Source organism: Paenibacillus foliorum, assembly GCF_013141765.1.
Lineage (GTDB): Bacteria > Bacillota > Bacilli > Paenibacillales > NBRC-103111 > Paenibacillus_S > Paenibacillus_S foliorum.
Genome location: NZ_WHOD01000067.1, coordinates 36,465 through 52,737 on the forward strand (window position 1 = coordinate 36,465; position 16,273 = coordinate 52,737).

Genomic DNA, 16,273 nt, shown 5'->3' on the forward strand with positions numbered 1-16,273 from the left:
ATGATTGTTTCCGCTTGGCAGCGTAACCTGAAGAAATATAGTAACGGATGGAATTTATTAAGCGTAATCGGGGCCTTCGCGGCCCTTCTTCCGTCTTTATATATTGTGACTGGTCTTTTTCGTTCCCCCAACGAGAATTGGCAGCATATTAAGGACTATTTACTGCTGGATTATGCTCTGCAATCTTTATGGCTTGTGCTCGGTACAGGAATCTGTACCGTGTTGATTGGTGTAGCTCTTGCCTGGCTTATAGCTGCTTATGAGTTCCCGCTCAGACGTTTTTTTACTTGGGCTTTTGTGCTGCCGCTGGCTATACCACCGTACATTGCAGCTTACACCTATGCCAACATGTTGGGTTATACAGGCAGTGTTCAAATTTTTATGCGCAATGTTCTGGGCTGGAATCTGAATCAAGCCTATTTCGATATCATGTCGATGAAGGGTGCCATTTTTATTTTCAGCTTGTTTTTATTTCCTTATGTGTATCTGATTACGAAAACGTTCCTGGAGAGGCAAAGTGCCTCTTTCATCGAAAATGCTAGATTGTTAGGCAAAAATCCGCTGTATATCTTTTTTAGGGTTGTATTGCCACTATCGCAGGCCGCGATTATCGGGGGAGTAAGCCTGATCGCCTTTGAAGTATTGAATGATTTTGGGGTTACGAAGTACTTCGGGATTCAGTCGTTTACTACCGCCATATTTCAAACCTGGTTTGGCATGTATGACGTAGAATCGGCGATGCGGTTGGCTGCACTGCTTATGAGCTTTATTGTCGGCTTATTCATAATTGAAAGAGTTCTCCGCAGACGGAGGCGGTATCATGCTTCAACAAGCAGGACTCGTCCTCTAAGCCGGAGGCGGCTGCACGGTATTCCGGCAGTTATAGCTGTTGTCTTCAGCGGCCTTATTGTTTCGTTCTCTTTTTTGGTACCAGTCCTTCAGCTGATGGTATGGGCGACATGGACGTACAAGGAGGTTATGAGTGCCCAATTCATGGGGCTTCTCTTCAATACACTTTTTATATCGCTGGTTTCGATCGTTATGTTGATGCTTTTTGCTGTTATTGTGGCTAACGTATGCCGTTATCAGCGCTCTGCTTTTACGCTTATTTTGTCCAAACTTATTTCCTCGGGGTACGCGATTCCAGGTGCCGTTCTCTCGATAGGGGTGCTTGCTGTGTTCATCTCATTGGATAACCAGCTCAGCGGGGTTTATGAGAAGCTCGGTTGGGGGGCGAACAAGCTGGTGCTCAGTATGTCCTTGCTCATGCTCATCTTCGCTTATGTGATCCGGTTTTTGGCCGTAGGCTTTAACTCTGTGGAGGCGGGGTTCGAAAAGATCGGAAACCGCTACACGGAAGCATCCAGGCTGCTGGGATTGGGGATTACGAAAACCTTTTTCAAGGTCGATTTGCCTTTGATCAAGGGAGCTGTGTCCACAGGCTGTATTTTGGCTTTTATGGAAATTGTCAAAGAGCTGCCGCTCACTCTGCTTCTGCGGCCTTTTAATTTTGACACATTAGCCACAAAAGCCTACCAATACGCTAGTGACGAACAAATTCACCAAGCCTCCATCCCCTCCTTATTCATTATAGCCGTCGGAATGATCTCGGTTTATTTCTATTACTGGTTAGGAGAGAGAAATTCAGAATGACTTTTTTTGAAATGAACCGTGTCTCTTTTCACTATGCCAAAGGCAATGATAGTGTTCTTCACGACTTCTCTATGCAGTTGGATCAGGGGGAAGTGGTTGGTATTCTCGGTCAAAGCGGTTGCGGGAAAAGCACCCTGCTGCGGCTTATATCCGGGCTGGAAGTACCTTCCTCAGGAAGCATTGTGATCAATGGTACAACAATGGTAAGCGAACGATCATTCGTTCAGCCTGAAGCCCGCGGAGTTGGGATGGTTTTTCAGGAATATGCCCTATTTCCTCATCTAACTGTAGCGCAAAATATTATGTTCGGGTTACACCGGTTACCTAGAGCTGAACGTAAGCAGCGGCTGCAGGCGATGTTAGAGCTTGTACAACTGGAGAGCTATGGGAAACGGTATCCGCATGAGCTTAGTGGAGGGCAGCAGCAGCGTGTTGCTTTTGCCCGTGCTCTGGCACCGGAACCGGCTATACTGCTCATGGATGAGCCCTTCAGCAATTTAGATGCCGGACTGAAGGGGAAAATTCGGGAGGATCTGCGTCAATTGCTGCGAATTGCTAACATCACCTCGATTCTCGTAACCCATGATAATGAAGATGCGGTTGCTATATGTGATCGGATTGTTCATATGACTAATGCAGGTTAAGTGTTTTAGCCTCCGGTTCTTGTCAGCAGAGGGAACGAATAGACAGTAAACAAATGTTTGTATACCGCTGTTATTGGAAGTATTTACACAACCATGGTGTTTGCCAAAAAATATGCTATATGTATATAATGATTACACCACTTGTGAATCGTAATCGACAGTTTCCTAACTGCAGATCATACGTTCGAATTGTATCGGGCGCGCCATTAAATACAAGCCACTCCTCGGGGTGGCTTTTTAATTCGAATCCCATACGCATCACCCCAGAGCAAAGGAGTCATACATTATGAAACAGGGAATCATCTTTGGCATCTTATCTTACTTATCCTGGGGACTGCTGCCGTTATACTGGCGTCTCTTTGAAACGATGCCGGCATGGGAAATTTTATCGCACCGCATCGTATGGTCATTTGTTTTTGTAGCTGTTCTCGTTACCGTAGCCAAGAAGTGGAAGCAACTAAAAGGCGTGATTTCTAGTAAAAAAAGCAAAGCCGCGGTTTTACTTTGCTCTATTTTCATTAGTATCAATTGGTTTCTGTTCATTTGGGCTGTTAATAACGGCCATGTAATTGAAACGAGCTTGGGTTACTATATGAACCCGCTTATTAGCGTTGTGTTCGCCGTGATGTTTCTAAAGGAAAGACTGGGGGCAGGACAATGGATTGCTATTGGACTTGCGGGTGCTGGTGTTTTAATTATGGCGATACAATACGGACACATCCCGTGGATAGCCGTGTTTTTAGCTATTTCTTTCGCTTTGTACGGGCTTGCTAAGAAAATAGCCAATTTAGACGTCTTATTAGGGCTTACGTGGGAAACGCTTATTGTAAGTCCTATTGCACTTCTTTATTTACTTTTTATTCAGGCTCAGGGAACAAGTACGTTTTCTTCATTATCAGGCAGCTCCGTTATTCTTCTCTTGCTATCCGGCGCGGCTACCGCGTTGCCTTTATTCTGGTTTGCCCAAGCGGCTAAACGGCTACCTCTATCAATGGTAGGGTTTATTCAATACATTGCTCCTACAACTAGCTTGCTCTTGGCCATTTTTGTTTTCCACGAACCCTTTACAGAGGGACAGCTGATAAGCTTTTCGTTTATTTGGGGTGCGTTAATCCTGTATTCCTATGTGACTTTTAAAAAGTCGAAAGCGGCTAAACAACTGCAAGCGGCAAAAGTTTCGATGTAGATTAGAACCATTCAAGATGCTCTGGAACGAACGTTTACACCGTAAAAAAATGTGCGCCAGGCAACAGTTATAACGTAGTGGCATTTTGAAAAAATGCAGCTAACAACCTATATCCGTCAAAAGCCGGGCCTTCTTAATAGAAGCCGGGCTTTTTTTGATAATAAACTTTTTTTTCATAAAGTGCAGTGTTTGTACGTGGGTGGTTCGTCTATTGTTACGGAGAGGAGGGGGAGGACGATTACAGAGGAATCAGAGTGGATCGAACGAATTATCGCCGGCGATAAGCAAGTGTTCCGCTTGCTGATGGAAAAGTACAATTCTTATTTGTTTCATGCCGTTTTCTCGGTGTTGCGGTCAACGAAAGATGCCGAGGATGTAACACAGGAAGCGCTGCTGAAAATCTATGCGTCGCTCCCCCAGTACCAGCATCAGGGTTTGAAAACCTGGATGACTCGTATCGCTGTTAACAAAGCGATTGATCATAAACGGGCGCTGGAGCGGAAGCGGGAGCAGCTGACTCCAGATATTGAGGAGCTTCTTCCGGCTGACGGAATCCATACCGTGGAAGAGGAAGTATTCGATAAGCAGAGAAAGCAGCAGCTCAGGCAATATTTAGACGATATCCCTGCAAATTACCGTGAAGTTGTAGTTGCTTACTATATTGAGGAAAAAAGCTATTTAGAGATAGCGGCGGAGCAAGGAGTAACTCTGAAAACCGTAGAGTCTAAGCTGTATCGTGCCAAGCAATGGATTCGCAGACATTGGAAGGAGGAAGAATGGGGATGAAACATTATACGTTAGAGCAATGGGATCTATATGCAGGGGAACGGCTCTCAGAAGAGGAGAGTTTAGCTTATGAAACGCATCTCAGCTCGTGTGATTCATGTCTTGAATTGTATATGCAAAGCTTGGAATGTGCTGCTGATTCGTATCCAATGCTTCAAGCTGATGCTGAATTCGCCGAAGCTGTAATGGGTCGGATAAGCCGGGAAGAATCAATGGCATCCCCTGCTTCCATTCCGCTGGAATTGATTAAATCCAGTACAGTCCGCAGGACACCGGCATTTACAAGGCATCCCCTGTTTCACTATACGGTTGCCGCTGCTATTACTATCATTTTGATGGGCTCAGGCGCCTTTCAGTCCTTGACGGAACGTATAGGGCACTTGGAAACAGCAGCAGAAGCTATGGATCAGAGTCAGGCGCAAGGAGAAACACCCAAAGTAAATGAGCGCACATCCGTTTCATATAAAATCATGGAAAAAACAATTGTCATGTTAGATTCCATTCAACCTAAACAAGCAAAAGGAGGGGCCCGTTAATGCAACCCAAGAACCCGATAACAGCACTGTTGTTATCCTTTATTCCAGGCTTAGGTCATCTGTATTTGAACCGCAAGATCAAAGCTTTCCTATATGGAGCCGGATTTTTCGGACCTTTAGCGCTGGTGTTTTTGATAGGGATATCAGGCAAAATAAATCGTATGGAGCCTTTTGTAATTTTCCTGTTGTTTATAGCTTTTGCCATGGCCGTGATTAATCTGATTGATATGGTGTTCGGACTTGTAAAAAGGCGGGAGCCTGCGGCTGAGTTCGCATCACAGTCGACTTCACATCCACGGGAGGCAGGGCCTTATGAACCGTATCATCGCAGCGGAGACAGCGAAAGGGTTTTTACCGTATTGCTGTCGTTTATACCTGGTCTTGGTCATTTACAGCTGGGCTTAATGCAACGGGGCTTGACCTTTATGATCGCTTTTTTCGGATCGGCTGTGATGATATTCTTTGTCGCCATGCTGACGCGCCAAGAAGGATTTTTAGTTTTCTTCGGAGTGTTGCCTATCATATGGATTTATTGCTTATTCGACTGCATTCAGCAGTTAAATCGTAAGCAGCGGGGAGAAGCGCTAACGGATCGAACGATCTTTGAGGACTTTCAAGAAAACCGCGAGGACGGCAAAAAAAATAAGATGATCGCTACCTTCTTATCTGTTGTTCCCGGAGCGGGGCACATGTACCTTGGCTTACAAAAAAGAGGCTTGCAGCTGATGGCTGCCTTCCTGTTCTGCATCTACATTATGGATGTGCTGAGACTCTCCTTTTTCTTATTTTTGATTCCCATTCTGTGGTTCTACAGCTTCTTCGATGCCCTGCAGCAAATTTCAAGGAAAGACCGAGAGGAAGAGCTGAAGGACACTCCGTTTGTAGATTGGTTGATTAATCATCAAAAATGGGTTGGAATCGTTTTGCTCGGCTTAGGTCTCTACTATATAACGGATGAGGTTGTGCTAAGTGCGCTTGATCGATTATTTCCGAAAGAACGCATTTCGATGCTATTCCACCAATATTTCCAAACATTCATCGTTTCGGTCATCCTCATAGGGGGCGGTATACGACTGCTTTTAGGAAGTAAAAGAAAGAAGGATGAAGGATGAAAAAGTGGCGCGTTGGTACGCTCTCGATGGGAATAACTTTGGTGCTGCTGGGGGCTGTCTTGTTTATTTCTCAGTGGAAGGGGCTGCAGGCTTTTGATGCTTTTATTACCTGGTGGCCGATTATTTTTGTATTACTAGGTTTGGAGATCGTACTCTATTTATCCTTTTCGAAAAAAGAAAACAGCATCGTCTCCTACGATATGATGAGCATTTTGTTCGTAGGTGTACTTTGTATCGGCTGTCTTGGGTTCACTATGCTGGCTTCGGTTGGATTATTAGGTGAAGTGAGGTCGATGATGGGGGCGATTGATGAAACTAAAGATCTGCCTGCCGTGAAAGAAACGGTAGCTGATGGAGTGAAAAAGGTTATCGTACAATCGCAGGATCAATCTGTAAAAGTGGATAAGTCGCAGGAGCGGTCGGTTCAAGTGTTTGGTACATACCGAAGCCGTGTTAAGCAGGGAGAGCAGAGCCAGCCCTTGGAGAAGGAGCAGTTCGTAGCTGTACGTACTATCGGGGATACGATGTATGTGCAGGTGAAACGTTTGCCGGAGAGAAGAGGCTTCGATTCCTTTTACCCGTGGATGACGGCTACCGTAGTTCTCCCGCAGGATGTGCAGATTGAGGTACGCGGAGCAAATAACCAGATGATTGAATAAGCGAGCAAGCGGAAAAGCGCAGGGTTTATAATCCAGAAAACTAAGGAGGACATACCTATGAGAAAGTTCATAGTAGGTGTGATAATAGCAAGCCTTTTGGGGTTGATGGGGTGCTCCAGTCCTATAGAGTTTAAGGGTAAAAGCGATACCTGGAGCGTCACCTGTTCCGTTGACCAGTCAGCTAATGAGAAATCATTCCTAATACAATATACCGGTGAAAAAAGTCAAAAGATTAACAACCTTAGTTATTCTTTTGTGGATAGTGAAAATTTTAAAAACAATGGAGAGAATAAAAACTCTTCGGCAAATCTGAAAATAAGCGGGAGTTCTACCATGGATACGCCGTATGTAAATGAAGACAATTTTAAGCTTATTATCAAATGGAATGGTAAAGAGGAGACTATTAGTGTCAGGAAAAAGGAATAGTCTCTTCTATGTAGCTAAATTGCCTACCCCAAAAAAAACTGCATCTATACAGCCTTTTAGCTGGTTTATCGCAGTCTTCGTAAATTCATGCAAAAGTGCATCTCTTTTTGATTCTTAGCTGAGACTGGAGCCTTTTGAATGGAAATGGCTGCACTTTCGTAGTTATTTCCTCTCAATAGCATATATCGGCAGAAAAAAACTGCAGGTTTGCAGGAATTGATGCAGGCTGATGATCAGAGGAGGCGTCAAGCACTGATTTTGAAGCTGAGCCCCAAAGCCAACATTTTTAGTTGCGTCCTACCCCTCAAAGGGGATGGAACATTCGGTCCTTAAGCGGCACCCTGGGGTGTTCGCTTTTTTGTGTCAAGGTGGCAACTAATCGGTTGCTCATGCTATTGCTTTTTATGATTTCCCCCGAAGTTTGCGAAAAAACTGCGTTAGCATCGAGCTGCATTCCTCTTGGAGCACGCCGCTGATTACATCCACTCTGTGATTGAAGCGCTCCTCTTGAAGCAGATTCATCAGCGTCCCCGCACAGCCCGCTTTTGGGTCAGTCGTGCCGTAGATCACCTGCGGAATTCGCGATTGAACTATCGCTCCAGCGCACATCGGGCAGGGTTCCAGCGTCACATACAGCTGACAGTCTAGTAAACGCCAAGCTTGTAGGTAATCGCTTGCCTGTTTAATAGCAATAAGCTCGGCATGAGCCAGCGGATCCATGGTTGTTTCACGAAGATTATGGCCGCGTCCAATAATTTGTTGGTTCCAAACGACTACTGCACCGATAGGCACTTCCAGCAGAGCTTCCGCTTTCCGTGCTTCGGCGATGGCTTCATTCATATAAGGAATATATTCCTGCAAGGTACACCTCTTTTGTTCCAATAATGGGATAGAAAACGAACAAGTATTCGTTTTGTTAACATGCTGTGGATAACATTGTGGATAACGCGAATATTGTTCACATTTCATTATAATGCTCTGGGGATAAATGAGCAAAAGCCCTTGGTTTATACCATTAGATATCCCCATCTGGGGATATCGTTAAAGGACTCCAGCACCAGACTTGCTGCTAACCGATAAATTTGCGTTTTGCGTTCTCGGTTGGAATCATACAGCTGTCATACTTACCGAACAGCTTGTAGCGATGCTTCGCAATCCATCGGTATACAATGTCACGCAGCGGTCTGGGTATAATAATAAACAAATACAAGAGCGTCCATCCGCGGCCCAAGCGTTTGAATATGTGCAGAACAGCCGAGGAATGAGTATAAACAACCCCTTTTTCAACCAAAATAACAGAATCAATTCCAGCAACTGCCGAGCTGTTTGAATCGAGTAGGGATTGCGCATAGTCGGATTGAATAGGAGAGAACCGAAAAGCATCGGCTTTATCTTGCCGAATCAGAAATTGCACCCAACCGTTACAAAATCGACATACGCCATCAAAAAGAACAATAGAGTAGCTGTTAGTATCAGAATACTCGCATTTACGGATTTTTTTTTCGATCATGAGATCACCTTCTTTGATGATTGGGTTTTCGCCAATATTCTCCATGGTTTACTGTAATTTAATAGATGAATGTAACTTAAATAACGAAGTAGATTATTGATTGTTATTGCTCAAAGAGCGTATAATAAAGATATGAAACCTTTAGGTCAACTTACCTAACACGTAATGGTGCTTTTTGACTAGATCGTCCAAGGCAAACTTGCTGAAAAGCAAGGACGCAAAGCTTAGGGTCTAAGGTCCGCTACTTAAGGACTATGATAGCCTAGCCGCCGATTATTTTATCATACAACGGTGTGCTGAGGCTGTTTCCCCACGGAGGGGCAGTCTTTTAAGATTGAATAGAAATGTTGATCCTATGATTTCAATTGTAACATAGATAAAATAATCGGCGGGAGTGATGAATAGATGACTAAAGCAGCAGCTGCAAGCTCAAACTATGATTATAAAGACGAGAAATACAAGAGTCCTGCAGGAATATTGCTCCATAGCCGGACTGTTGTTGAAAAAGATGGTTTTGTTTCAACTGGACTTCTTACTTATGCTGAAGGCGACATAATCGAGGTGGAAATACCGGAATACAAGGTTTTTAATCTTGGAGACTCTGTGAAAATTACGGTTTACTCCCCTGGCGGCATTTATACGTTCTTATCCTCAGTTGTGGCCAAGCATCAGGGGGCTTTGATCATCATTAACCCACCGCTGAACCAAAATCGGTTTGTGGAGAAGCGGGAGAGTCCGAGAGTTCGGGTTAACCAAAAGGGCTCCTTGCATGCGGTATCTTGGCTTCATCTAGATGAAAAGCAAAAACTAACGGATACCATAGGCTTAACAGTCCAAAATATAAGCGTCAGCGGAATTGGATTCGTCTTAAGCGACGAGGGATTTGACCTTGGTAGTGCATCTGTAATTGAAGCAGAGTTGGATCTGGGATTTAAACTGCCCATCGTTGCTGAAATCATCCGGCGAGAAAGTTTATTTGAGGGTTATTATTATGGAGCCAGATACGTGGATATGGAAATAGAGAGAGTCACCTCCATACGTGCATTTGTGTTGAAAATGCAAGTGGAGTCGTATTTTAAAGAGAAGGAATTGAGGGAACTTAAGAGAGCGTTCAAATAGAGAGTAGTAAGTATATCCGCTTAAGGGCGGTTTTTTTTGTTTTTAATCATGAGATTAAATAATTCCCTTTTTAAGCGAAGATATTCCATATGTGAAAGCGGTTTAATTATCTACAATACAGGTATAGCAACAATTACAAACACTTTAGGAGGAGTCGTAAATGAAAAAGTGGATGTCGATGGCGAGCGTGGCGGTATTGACGGTTTCCATCCTGGCAGGTTGTGCCGGGGGGCAGGAAGCGCCCAAATCAAACGCGCCAGCACCAGCGCCGCAAGGTGGGAAAGATGCGCCGAAAGTTACGTTAAAGCTGATTCAAAATAAAGTAGAGGTTACCGAGCAAGTCAAGCAGATGGCAGCCGATTACACCAAGGAAAATCCGAATGTCACGATTGATGCTCAAGTTGTACGTGATTTGGATACGATGCTAAAAACAAGATTTGCTTCCGGGGACGAGCCGGATATCTTTTTCGCCAAAAGCCACAGCGGCGTTCAAGATTGGAGCGACAGGCTGCTTGATATGTCGAACGAGCCTTGGATGAGCAAAGTAGATCCATCGGCATTGCCGGGCATGACAGTGAAAGGGAAAAAACTAGGCTTCCCTTCTGCGATGGAGGGATACGGATTTGTTTACAATAAGGACCTGTTCAAGAAAGCAGGCATTGACAAGATTCCTGTGACGATCACCGAGCTGAGGCAGGCAAATGAGAAGCTAAAAGCAGCGGGAATTGCGTCTTATGCGGAAGGCTATAAAGAAAATTTCATATTAGGCCGCAACTTGTTTAATTTGCCGTTCGCCTATATGCCGGATTCAACGGAAATGATCGCCAAAATTAGCAGCGGAACGGCTAAGGTACAAGATGTTCCTTTAATGAAAAACTTTTTTGAAGTGCTCGATATGACGGTCAAATATGGTAAAGGTGTCGAATCGGTAGGCGTCAGCTACGATAATCAGGTTGCGGACTTTTCATCTGGTAAAACGGCGATGATGCAGCAAGGGGTTTGGACAATCGATTTGATCAAAAAGGTCAATCCGAATCTGAACATTGGGTTGTTCGCGGTTCCGCTTACCGACAATCCGAGCGATACGAAGCTTCCGGTAGGCATCCCGGCTTACTATGTCATCAACAAAGACTCCAAGCAAGTAGAGGAAGCAAAGAAATTCCTCATTTGGCTGCACAAAAACGGTCAGAAATATCTAGTTGATCAAATGCATTTCATTCCGGGCTTCACAGATTTGAAAGCAACGAACGAACTAGGACCACTGGCTGCTGATATGAATGTTTATTTGGAGAAAAAACAGACGATTCCATGGTCCTACTTGCTATGGCCGGCTGGAATGGATGCACAATTCACTAAACCGCTGCAAGCTTACGTAGGCGGCCAGCTGAATAAAGACCAAGCGCTCGAAGAAGTACAAAAAATGTGGAATAACGCTGTAAAAAAATAATTGCCATTTAATGGATCAGCCAATGCGTCGCTTCCCGACTGTTCCGGAAACGGTGTATTGGCTGATTGTCTGTAACGATAAGAAAGGAGTACCGACATGTCACGAAGCAAAACAAGAAAAATATGGATATATATCGCCTTCGTTTCTCCGGCTGTCCTTTTTTTCGCCCTGTTTATCATGTTGCCTTTTTTTAGGGCCATCATCTTCTCGTTCCAGGATTGGAACGGAATCAGCCGTGATATCAAGTGGGCTGGATTAAGTAACTACAAGCGTCTGCTGCATGACGCGGATCATATAAAATCATTTGTGTTTACGATTAAATACGTTGTGGTCAGTACGATTTTAGTCAATTTGGTTGGGTTTGCCCTAGCATTTGTGCTCAATATGGCGCTCAAGACGAAAAACGCGCTAAGAACTGTCTTCTTTTTACCCCATGTTATCGGATCGCTCATCATTGGTTTTATTTGGCAGTTTATTATTACGCGGGGCTTTCCGCAAATCGCCAGTATAACGGGCATTTCGATTTTTGAGAAAAACTGGCTTAGCTTGCCGGATTATGCGTTCTGGGCGCTTGTTCTGGTGAACGTATGGCACTATGCAGGGTATTTGATGATTATTTATCTTGCGGCGCTTCAAGGTATTCCAAGTGATTTATTGGAAGCGGCGCAAATCGATGGCGCCAACCGTTGGCACAGACTGAGGGCCGTTATTATTCCGCTGATTATGCCGGCGATTACCGTTTGTTTGTTCCTTGCCATCTCTCATGGCTTTAAAGTATTCGATTTGAACTTTGTGCTGACCCACGGCGGACCATTCGGATCGACGGAATCGCTTGCGCTGCATATATATTTGGATGCTTTTACGAAAAATGAATATACGTATGCATCGGCCAAGTCCGTTGTGTTTTTCCTCGTATTGGCCACGGTTACAGTCATTCAAGTGTTCTTGCTGAAGCGCAAGGAGGTGGAAATGTAATGAAAGATCGTTACGATACCGGTAAGTTCGTTATTGAGCTAGTGATGATTATGTTTGGCATTCTATTTTTTGTTCCGCTGTATTTGACCTTCATCAATGCCTTTAAGAGGTATGACGAGGTGCTCGCTTCAACATCTTCACTGCCAGACGTCTGGCAGTTCAGCAATTTCACGACAGTTTGGAGTCAAATTCAATTTCCGGGTGTCTTTATGAACTCGCTCATTATTACGGTAGGCAGCGTCGTCGGCATATTACTGATTAGTTCGGCAGCCGCTTATCAGCTCGTGCGCAATCCGGGGATATGGAGCAACATCATTTTTATGATCATCTTATCGTCTCTGGTTATTCCATTTCAAACGATGATGATCCCGCTTGTAAAGGTGGCAAAAGACTTCCATCTGATTAACTCACTGCACGGCATGATTATCATGTATCTCGGGTTCGGTGTACCGCTCGCTTTGTTTTTATATCATGGCTTCGTGAAAGGAATTCCCGTTGAATTGGAAGAAGCGGCTACGATTGACGGCTGCGGGACGGTCGGCGTGTACTTCCGGATTTTACTGCCGCTGCTCGCCCCGATTACGACGACGATTGCTATATTGCATACATTATGGATCTGGAATGACTTCCTTCTGCCGTTTATTATGCTGACGTCTAAAGCGAACCGAACCATTCCTCTCGCGACCTACGTTTATTTCGGGGAATATGCGAACCAATGGAATCTGGCGCTGGCGGCTTTGACGATGGCGATCATTCCGGTTATTGCTTTTTTCTTAATGATGCAAAGGTACATTATTCAAGGCATTACGGCCGGGGCTGTAAAAGGGTAAGGAGTAAGGCTGAATAGATAAAAACAGATGGAGGCAACCCACATGACTGCTTTGAAAATAGGTGTAATCGGCTGCGGTTCGATTGCGAGAAAAAGACATTTGCCGGAATATGCCCTGCTTCCGAATGTGGAAATTACGGCTGTCTGCGACCCGAATGAAGATAGAGTAAACGAAATGGCAACCCTGTACGGAGCTGTCGCCTATACGGATTACCACGAGCTGTTACGGCACGAGGGCTTGGACGCCGTGAGTGTGTGTACGCCTAATGCGCTGCATGCTCCAATCAGCATTGCCGCATTGGAGGCGGGTAAGCACGTATTGTGCGAAAAGCCGATGGCGGTATCGGTTGAGGAAGGGGAAGCGATGATTGCAGCTGCGGAGAAAGCCGGCAAATGGCTCATGATCGGACATAATCAGCGACTTATGCTGCCTCACAAAAAAGCAAAAGAAATTTTGGCAAGCGGCGCCCTCGGACGTATTCTTACATTCCGCACCGCGTTCGGCCACGGTGGTCCAGAGACATGGAGCATCGAAGGCGCGGAAGGCTGGTTTTTCAAAAAAGAGTATGCCTTTATCGGCGCTATGGGCGACCTCGGCGTACACAAGGCAGACCTGCTCCGGTATTTACTTGGTGAGGAAATTACTGAGGTCGGCGGATTTGTTGGCACACTGCACAAGCAAAACACCGACGTTGACGACAACGCGGTGTGCGTGCTCAAAACCGAGAGCGGCGTGATCGGCACGCTGGCAGCCAGCTGGACTTACAAGGCGAAGGAAGACAACAGCACCACATTCTATTGTGAAAATGGCATTTTGCGGCTGATCGAAGACACCGCCTACAACGTCATTGTTGATCATAATAACGGCGAAAGAACGCTTCACCAGATGGGGAAAGTCGCTACAAACGAAAAGCAGAATGATAGCGGCATCGTTCGCGAATTTGTCGGGCATATATCGTCGGACACTAAACCTTCCATTTCCGGAGAAGAAGGGTTGAAATCGCTCAAGGTCATTCTTGCGGCACTGAAATCGGCGGAAACCGGGCAAATCGTACGGGTATAAATTGAAACTAGTATAAAGGAGCTTGAAAACGATGAAAACAAAACCGGTTCTTGGTTTAACTTTAGGGGATGCAACGGGCATCGGCTCGGAATTAGCCGTCAAGGCGCTGCAATTGGCTGACATTCGCAAGCTGGCAACATGGGTCATTATTGGCGACGAACGGGTTTTTGGCCAAGGGCAATCTATAACAGGTGAAGTCGTCCCTTATCGCAAAATTGAAAGCACGGAGCAAATCGACAATGTGGACGACGTCTATTTTATCGATTTGAAAAATTTGTCCCCGGATGAATATACACTAGGTCAGTTATCCAGCGTATCAGGCAAAGCGACCGGTGAAACGCTGGAGTACGTCGTCAAGCTGGCACAAGATAAGCATTTGGACGGCTTCGTCTTTGCACCGATCAACAAGGGAGCATTACACAACGGCGGCTATCATTTCCAGGATGAGCTGCACTTCTTCGCATCGCTTCTAAACTGCAAGGAAGGCTTTAGCGAAATTAATGTAATGGACGATCTGTGGTTTACTCGAGTAACGTCCCACATACCGCTGAAGCAGGTCAGCGACTTCGTTAAAAAAGAACGTGTCGGCCGCATCATCCGATTTGCTCACGATACTTTAACGAAGGTAGGCTTTGAAAATCCGCGCATTGTCGTAGCCGCTCTAAATCCGCATGCTGGCGACAGCGGTCTGCTTGGAATGGAAGAAATCGAAGAAATTACACCGGCGATTAAGGAAGCTCAGATGCAAGGCATTAATGTGGAAGGGCCTTATCCGGCGGACACGATCTTTTTACGGTTAAATAAACAGCCTTTTGATAGCTTGGTTAGTATGTACCATGACCAAGCGCAGACGGGGATGAAGCTGCTCGGTTTTAACAAAGGCGTTACCGTCAGCGGAGGGCTGCCTGTTGTTATTACGACGCCAGCACACGGAACCGCTTTTGATATAGCCGGTCAAGGACAGGCTAACCCGGGCGCGATGGAGCATGCAATGAAATTGGCTGTTAAATTAGCGGGATATTGATCCGAAAGGGGCCTTCAGCATGAAACTGCCACGGATGGTTCAGGTCAGACAGCATTTTACCGGACCAACGGTTGAAGATATCGAAGATGAAGTTTGGAAACAGCTGTCTCTTATCGGTCTGGAGGCGAAGGTGTTTCCTGGTATGAGAATCGCCTTAACCGCTGGAAGCCGGGGTATAGCCAATATTGCCACGATCATTAAAGCAACGGTGTCGAAGTTAAAATCGCTTGGCGCCGATCCGTTCATCATCCCCGCTATGGGCAGCCACGGCGGGGCGACGGCGGAAGGTCAAGTAAAGGTGCTCTCAAGTTTGGGAGTCACTGAAGCTTACTGCGGCGCGCCGATTCTTTCGTCAATGGAAGTCGTGCAGATCGGGGAAACGGAGCGGGGCATTCCCGTTTATGTGGATCGTCATGCTTCTGAAGGGGATGGCATTATTTTGATCGGACGGGTGAAGGTCCATACGGACTTTAAATCTCCTATCGGCATCGAAAGTGGGATTATGAAAATGTCGGCGATTGGCCTTGGCAAACATAAGCAGGCGCTTGCCATTCACAATTACGGCGTGGAAGGTATCCGTGATTTTATGCCGGAGGTAGCGCGTGTCGTGCTGCAAAAGGCAAACATCCTATGCGGACTTGCAATCGTCGAAAACGCTTATGAGCATACGGCGAAGATTGAGGCTATCCCTACGGATCGGATCGAAGAGCGGGAACGCGAAATTCTTAAGTTTTCCGCATCGTTAATGCCTAAGCTGCCTGTCGATCGACTGGATGTGCTGCATGTTGACCAAATCGGCAAAAATTTCAGCGGAACCGGCATGGATACGAACATCATAGGCAGAATGCGTATCTCGGGAGTTGAAGAACCGGAGTCCCCGATCATCAAATACGTCATTGCCGGAGACTTGAGCGACGAATGCGGAGGCAACGCGCTCGGTATCGGCCTTGCCGATTTAACGACCCGCAGGCTATTTGAAAAAATTGATTATGTTAAAACAAATGAAAATGTCATCACGAGCACATTTCTTCACCGTGCGATGATTCCGATCATCTTGGAAAACGACCGGGAAGCGATGAGTACAGCACTACGATGCAGTTGGGGGATCAATCCTGAGCAGGCTCGCGTGATGCGCATATCCAATACGCTGCATTTGGAGCATCTGTATGTATCGGAAGCGCTGCTTCCCGAAATCGATTCGTTGGACCATGTCGAAGTCGTTGGCGAGTTAAAGGAAATGCAGTTTGATGCACACGGATTTTTTAAATAGTTTAAATAGATTGAATTGGCAATTTAGTTGAAAG

Annotated in this window: 17 protein-coding genes and 1 riboswitch; of the genes, 15 read left to right on the forward strand and 2 right to left on the reverse strand. The window is 45.6% G+C overall.

Annotation, left to right across the window (positions count from 1 at the left end):
• The 8 genes from GC093_RS17655 (at window position 1) to GC093_RS17690 (ending at window position 7,002) form a co-directional block, all read left to right on the forward strand.
• Window positions 1-1,653 carry an ABC transporter permease gene (locus tag GC093_RS17655; RefSeq protein WP_171653373.1) on the forward strand — a complete coding sequence of 551 codons (1,653 nt, stop codon included), beginning with the start codon at window positions 1-3 and terminating at the stop codon, window positions 1,651-1,653.
• Window positions 1,650-2,297 carry an ABC transporter ATP-binding protein gene (locus GC093_RS17660; RefSeq protein ID WP_171653219.1) on the forward strand — a complete coding sequence of 216 codons (648 nt, stop codon included), beginning with the start codon at window positions 1,650-1,652 and terminating at the stop codon, window positions 2,295-2,297. Before GC093_RS17655 ends, GC093_RS17660 begins: the two co-directional genes overlap by 4 nt.
• 286 nt (window positions 2,298-2,583) lie before the next feature.
• On the forward strand, window positions 2,584-3,483 hold the full coding sequence (gene rarD / locus GC093_RS17665) for an EamA family transporter RarD (protein WP_171653220.1): 900 nt from the start codon (window positions 2,584-2,586) through the stop codon (window positions 3,481-3,483).
• 93 nt (window positions 3,484-3,576) lie between these two features.
• Window positions 3,577-4,269, forward strand: a complete 693-nt coding sequence (locus GC093_RS17670; protein WP_246314711.1) for an RNA polymerase sigma factor — start codon at window positions 3,577-3,579, stop codon at window positions 4,267-4,269.
• Window positions 4,266-4,805 (forward strand): anti-sigma factor, encoded by a 540-nt coding sequence (locus GC093_RS17675; protein WP_171653221.1) that lies wholly within the window; start codon window positions 4,266-4,268, stop codon window positions 4,803-4,805. The genes GC093_RS17670 and GC093_RS17675 overlap by 4 nt, the downstream gene beginning before the upstream one ends.
• Window positions 4,805-5,917, forward strand: coding sequence for a hypothetical protein (locus GC093_RS17680; protein ID WP_171653222.1), 1,113 nt, complete (start codon window positions 4,805-4,807; stop codon window positions 5,915-5,917). Before GC093_RS17675 ends, GC093_RS17680 begins: the two co-directional genes overlap by 1 nt.
• A complete protein-coding gene (locus GC093_RS17685) occupies window positions 5,914-6,576 on the forward strand; it encodes a LiaF transmembrane domain-containing protein (protein ID WP_171653223.1) in 663 nt (220 codons plus the stop codon). Before GC093_RS17680 ends, GC093_RS17685 begins: the two co-directional genes overlap by 4 nt.
• A gap of 57 nt (window positions 6,577-6,633) precedes the next feature.
• Window positions 6,634-7,002, forward strand: a complete 369-nt coding sequence (locus tag GC093_RS17690; RefSeq protein WP_171653224.1) for a hypothetical protein — start codon at window positions 6,634-6,636, stop codon at window positions 7,000-7,002.
• A gap of 402 nt (window positions 7,003-7,404) precedes the next feature.
• Here GC093_RS17690 and tadA read toward each other — a convergent pair whose 3' ends face one another.
• The gene (gene tadA / locus GC093_RS17695) at window positions 7,405-7,842 is read right to left on the reverse strand and encodes a tRNA adenosine(34) deaminase TadA (RefSeq protein ID WP_171653375.1); all 438 of its coding nucleotides are present in this window, start codon (window positions 7,840-7,842) and stop codon (window positions 7,405-7,407) included.
• 229 nt (window positions 7,843-8,071) lie between these two features.
• Window positions 8,072-8,512, reverse strand: coding sequence for a thiol-disulfide oxidoreductase DCC family protein (locus GC093_RS17700; RefSeq protein WP_171653225.1), 441 nt, complete (start codon window positions 8,510-8,512; stop codon window positions 8,072-8,074).
• Between the two features lie 182 nt (window positions 8,513-8,694).
• Window positions 8,695-8,786, forward strand: a riboswitch (cyclic di-GMP riboswitch).
• 131 nt (window positions 8,787-8,917) lie between these two features.
• On the opposite strand from GC093_RS17700, the gene GC093_RS17705 reads away from it, so the two are divergent.
• The 7 genes from GC093_RS17705 (at window position 8,918) to GC093_RS17735 (ending at window position 16,239) form a co-directional block, all read left to right on the forward strand.
• A complete protein-coding gene (locus GC093_RS17705; protein WP_171653226.1) occupies window positions 8,918-9,631 on the forward strand; it encodes a PilZ domain-containing protein in 714 nt (237 codons plus the stop codon).
• Window positions 9,632-9,791: 160 nt separating this feature from the next.
• Entirely contained in the window at window positions 9,792-11,078 is a 1,287-nt protein-coding gene (locus GC093_RS17710; RefSeq protein ID WP_171653227.1) for an ABC transporter substrate-binding protein, read from the forward strand.
• A gap of 96 nt (window positions 11,079-11,174) precedes the next feature.
• Window positions 11,175-12,053 carry a carbohydrate ABC transporter permease gene (locus tag GC093_RS17715; protein WP_171653228.1) on the forward strand — a complete coding sequence of 293 codons (879 nt, stop codon included), beginning with the start codon at window positions 11,175-11,177 and terminating at the stop codon, window positions 12,051-12,053.
• Entirely contained in the window at window positions 12,053-12,883 is an 831-nt protein-coding gene (locus GC093_RS17720) for a carbohydrate ABC transporter permease (RefSeq protein WP_171653229.1), read from the forward strand. The genes GC093_RS17715 and GC093_RS17720 overlap by 1 nt, the downstream gene beginning before the upstream one ends.
• 42 nt (window positions 12,884-12,925) lie before the next feature.
• Window positions 12,926-13,945, forward strand: a complete 1,020-nt coding sequence (locus GC093_RS17725) for a Gfo/Idh/MocA family protein (protein WP_171653230.1) — start codon at window positions 12,926-12,928, stop codon at window positions 13,943-13,945.
• A 31-nt stretch (window positions 13,946-13,976) separates the two neighbouring features.
• Complete coding sequence (locus tag GC093_RS17730) at window positions 13,977-14,969, forward strand: PdxA family dehydrogenase (protein WP_171653231.1); 993 nt, start codon at window positions 13,977-13,979, stop codon at window positions 14,967-14,969.
• A 19-nt stretch (window positions 14,970-14,988) separates the two neighbouring features.
• Window positions 14,989-16,239 carry a nickel pincer cofactor-dependent isomerase, group 22 gene (locus tag GC093_RS17735; protein ID WP_171653232.1) on the forward strand — a complete coding sequence of 417 codons (1,251 nt, stop codon included), beginning with the start codon at window positions 14,989-14,991 and terminating at the stop codon, window positions 16,237-16,239.
• The last annotated feature ends 34 nt before the right edge of the window (window positions 16,240-16,273 follow it).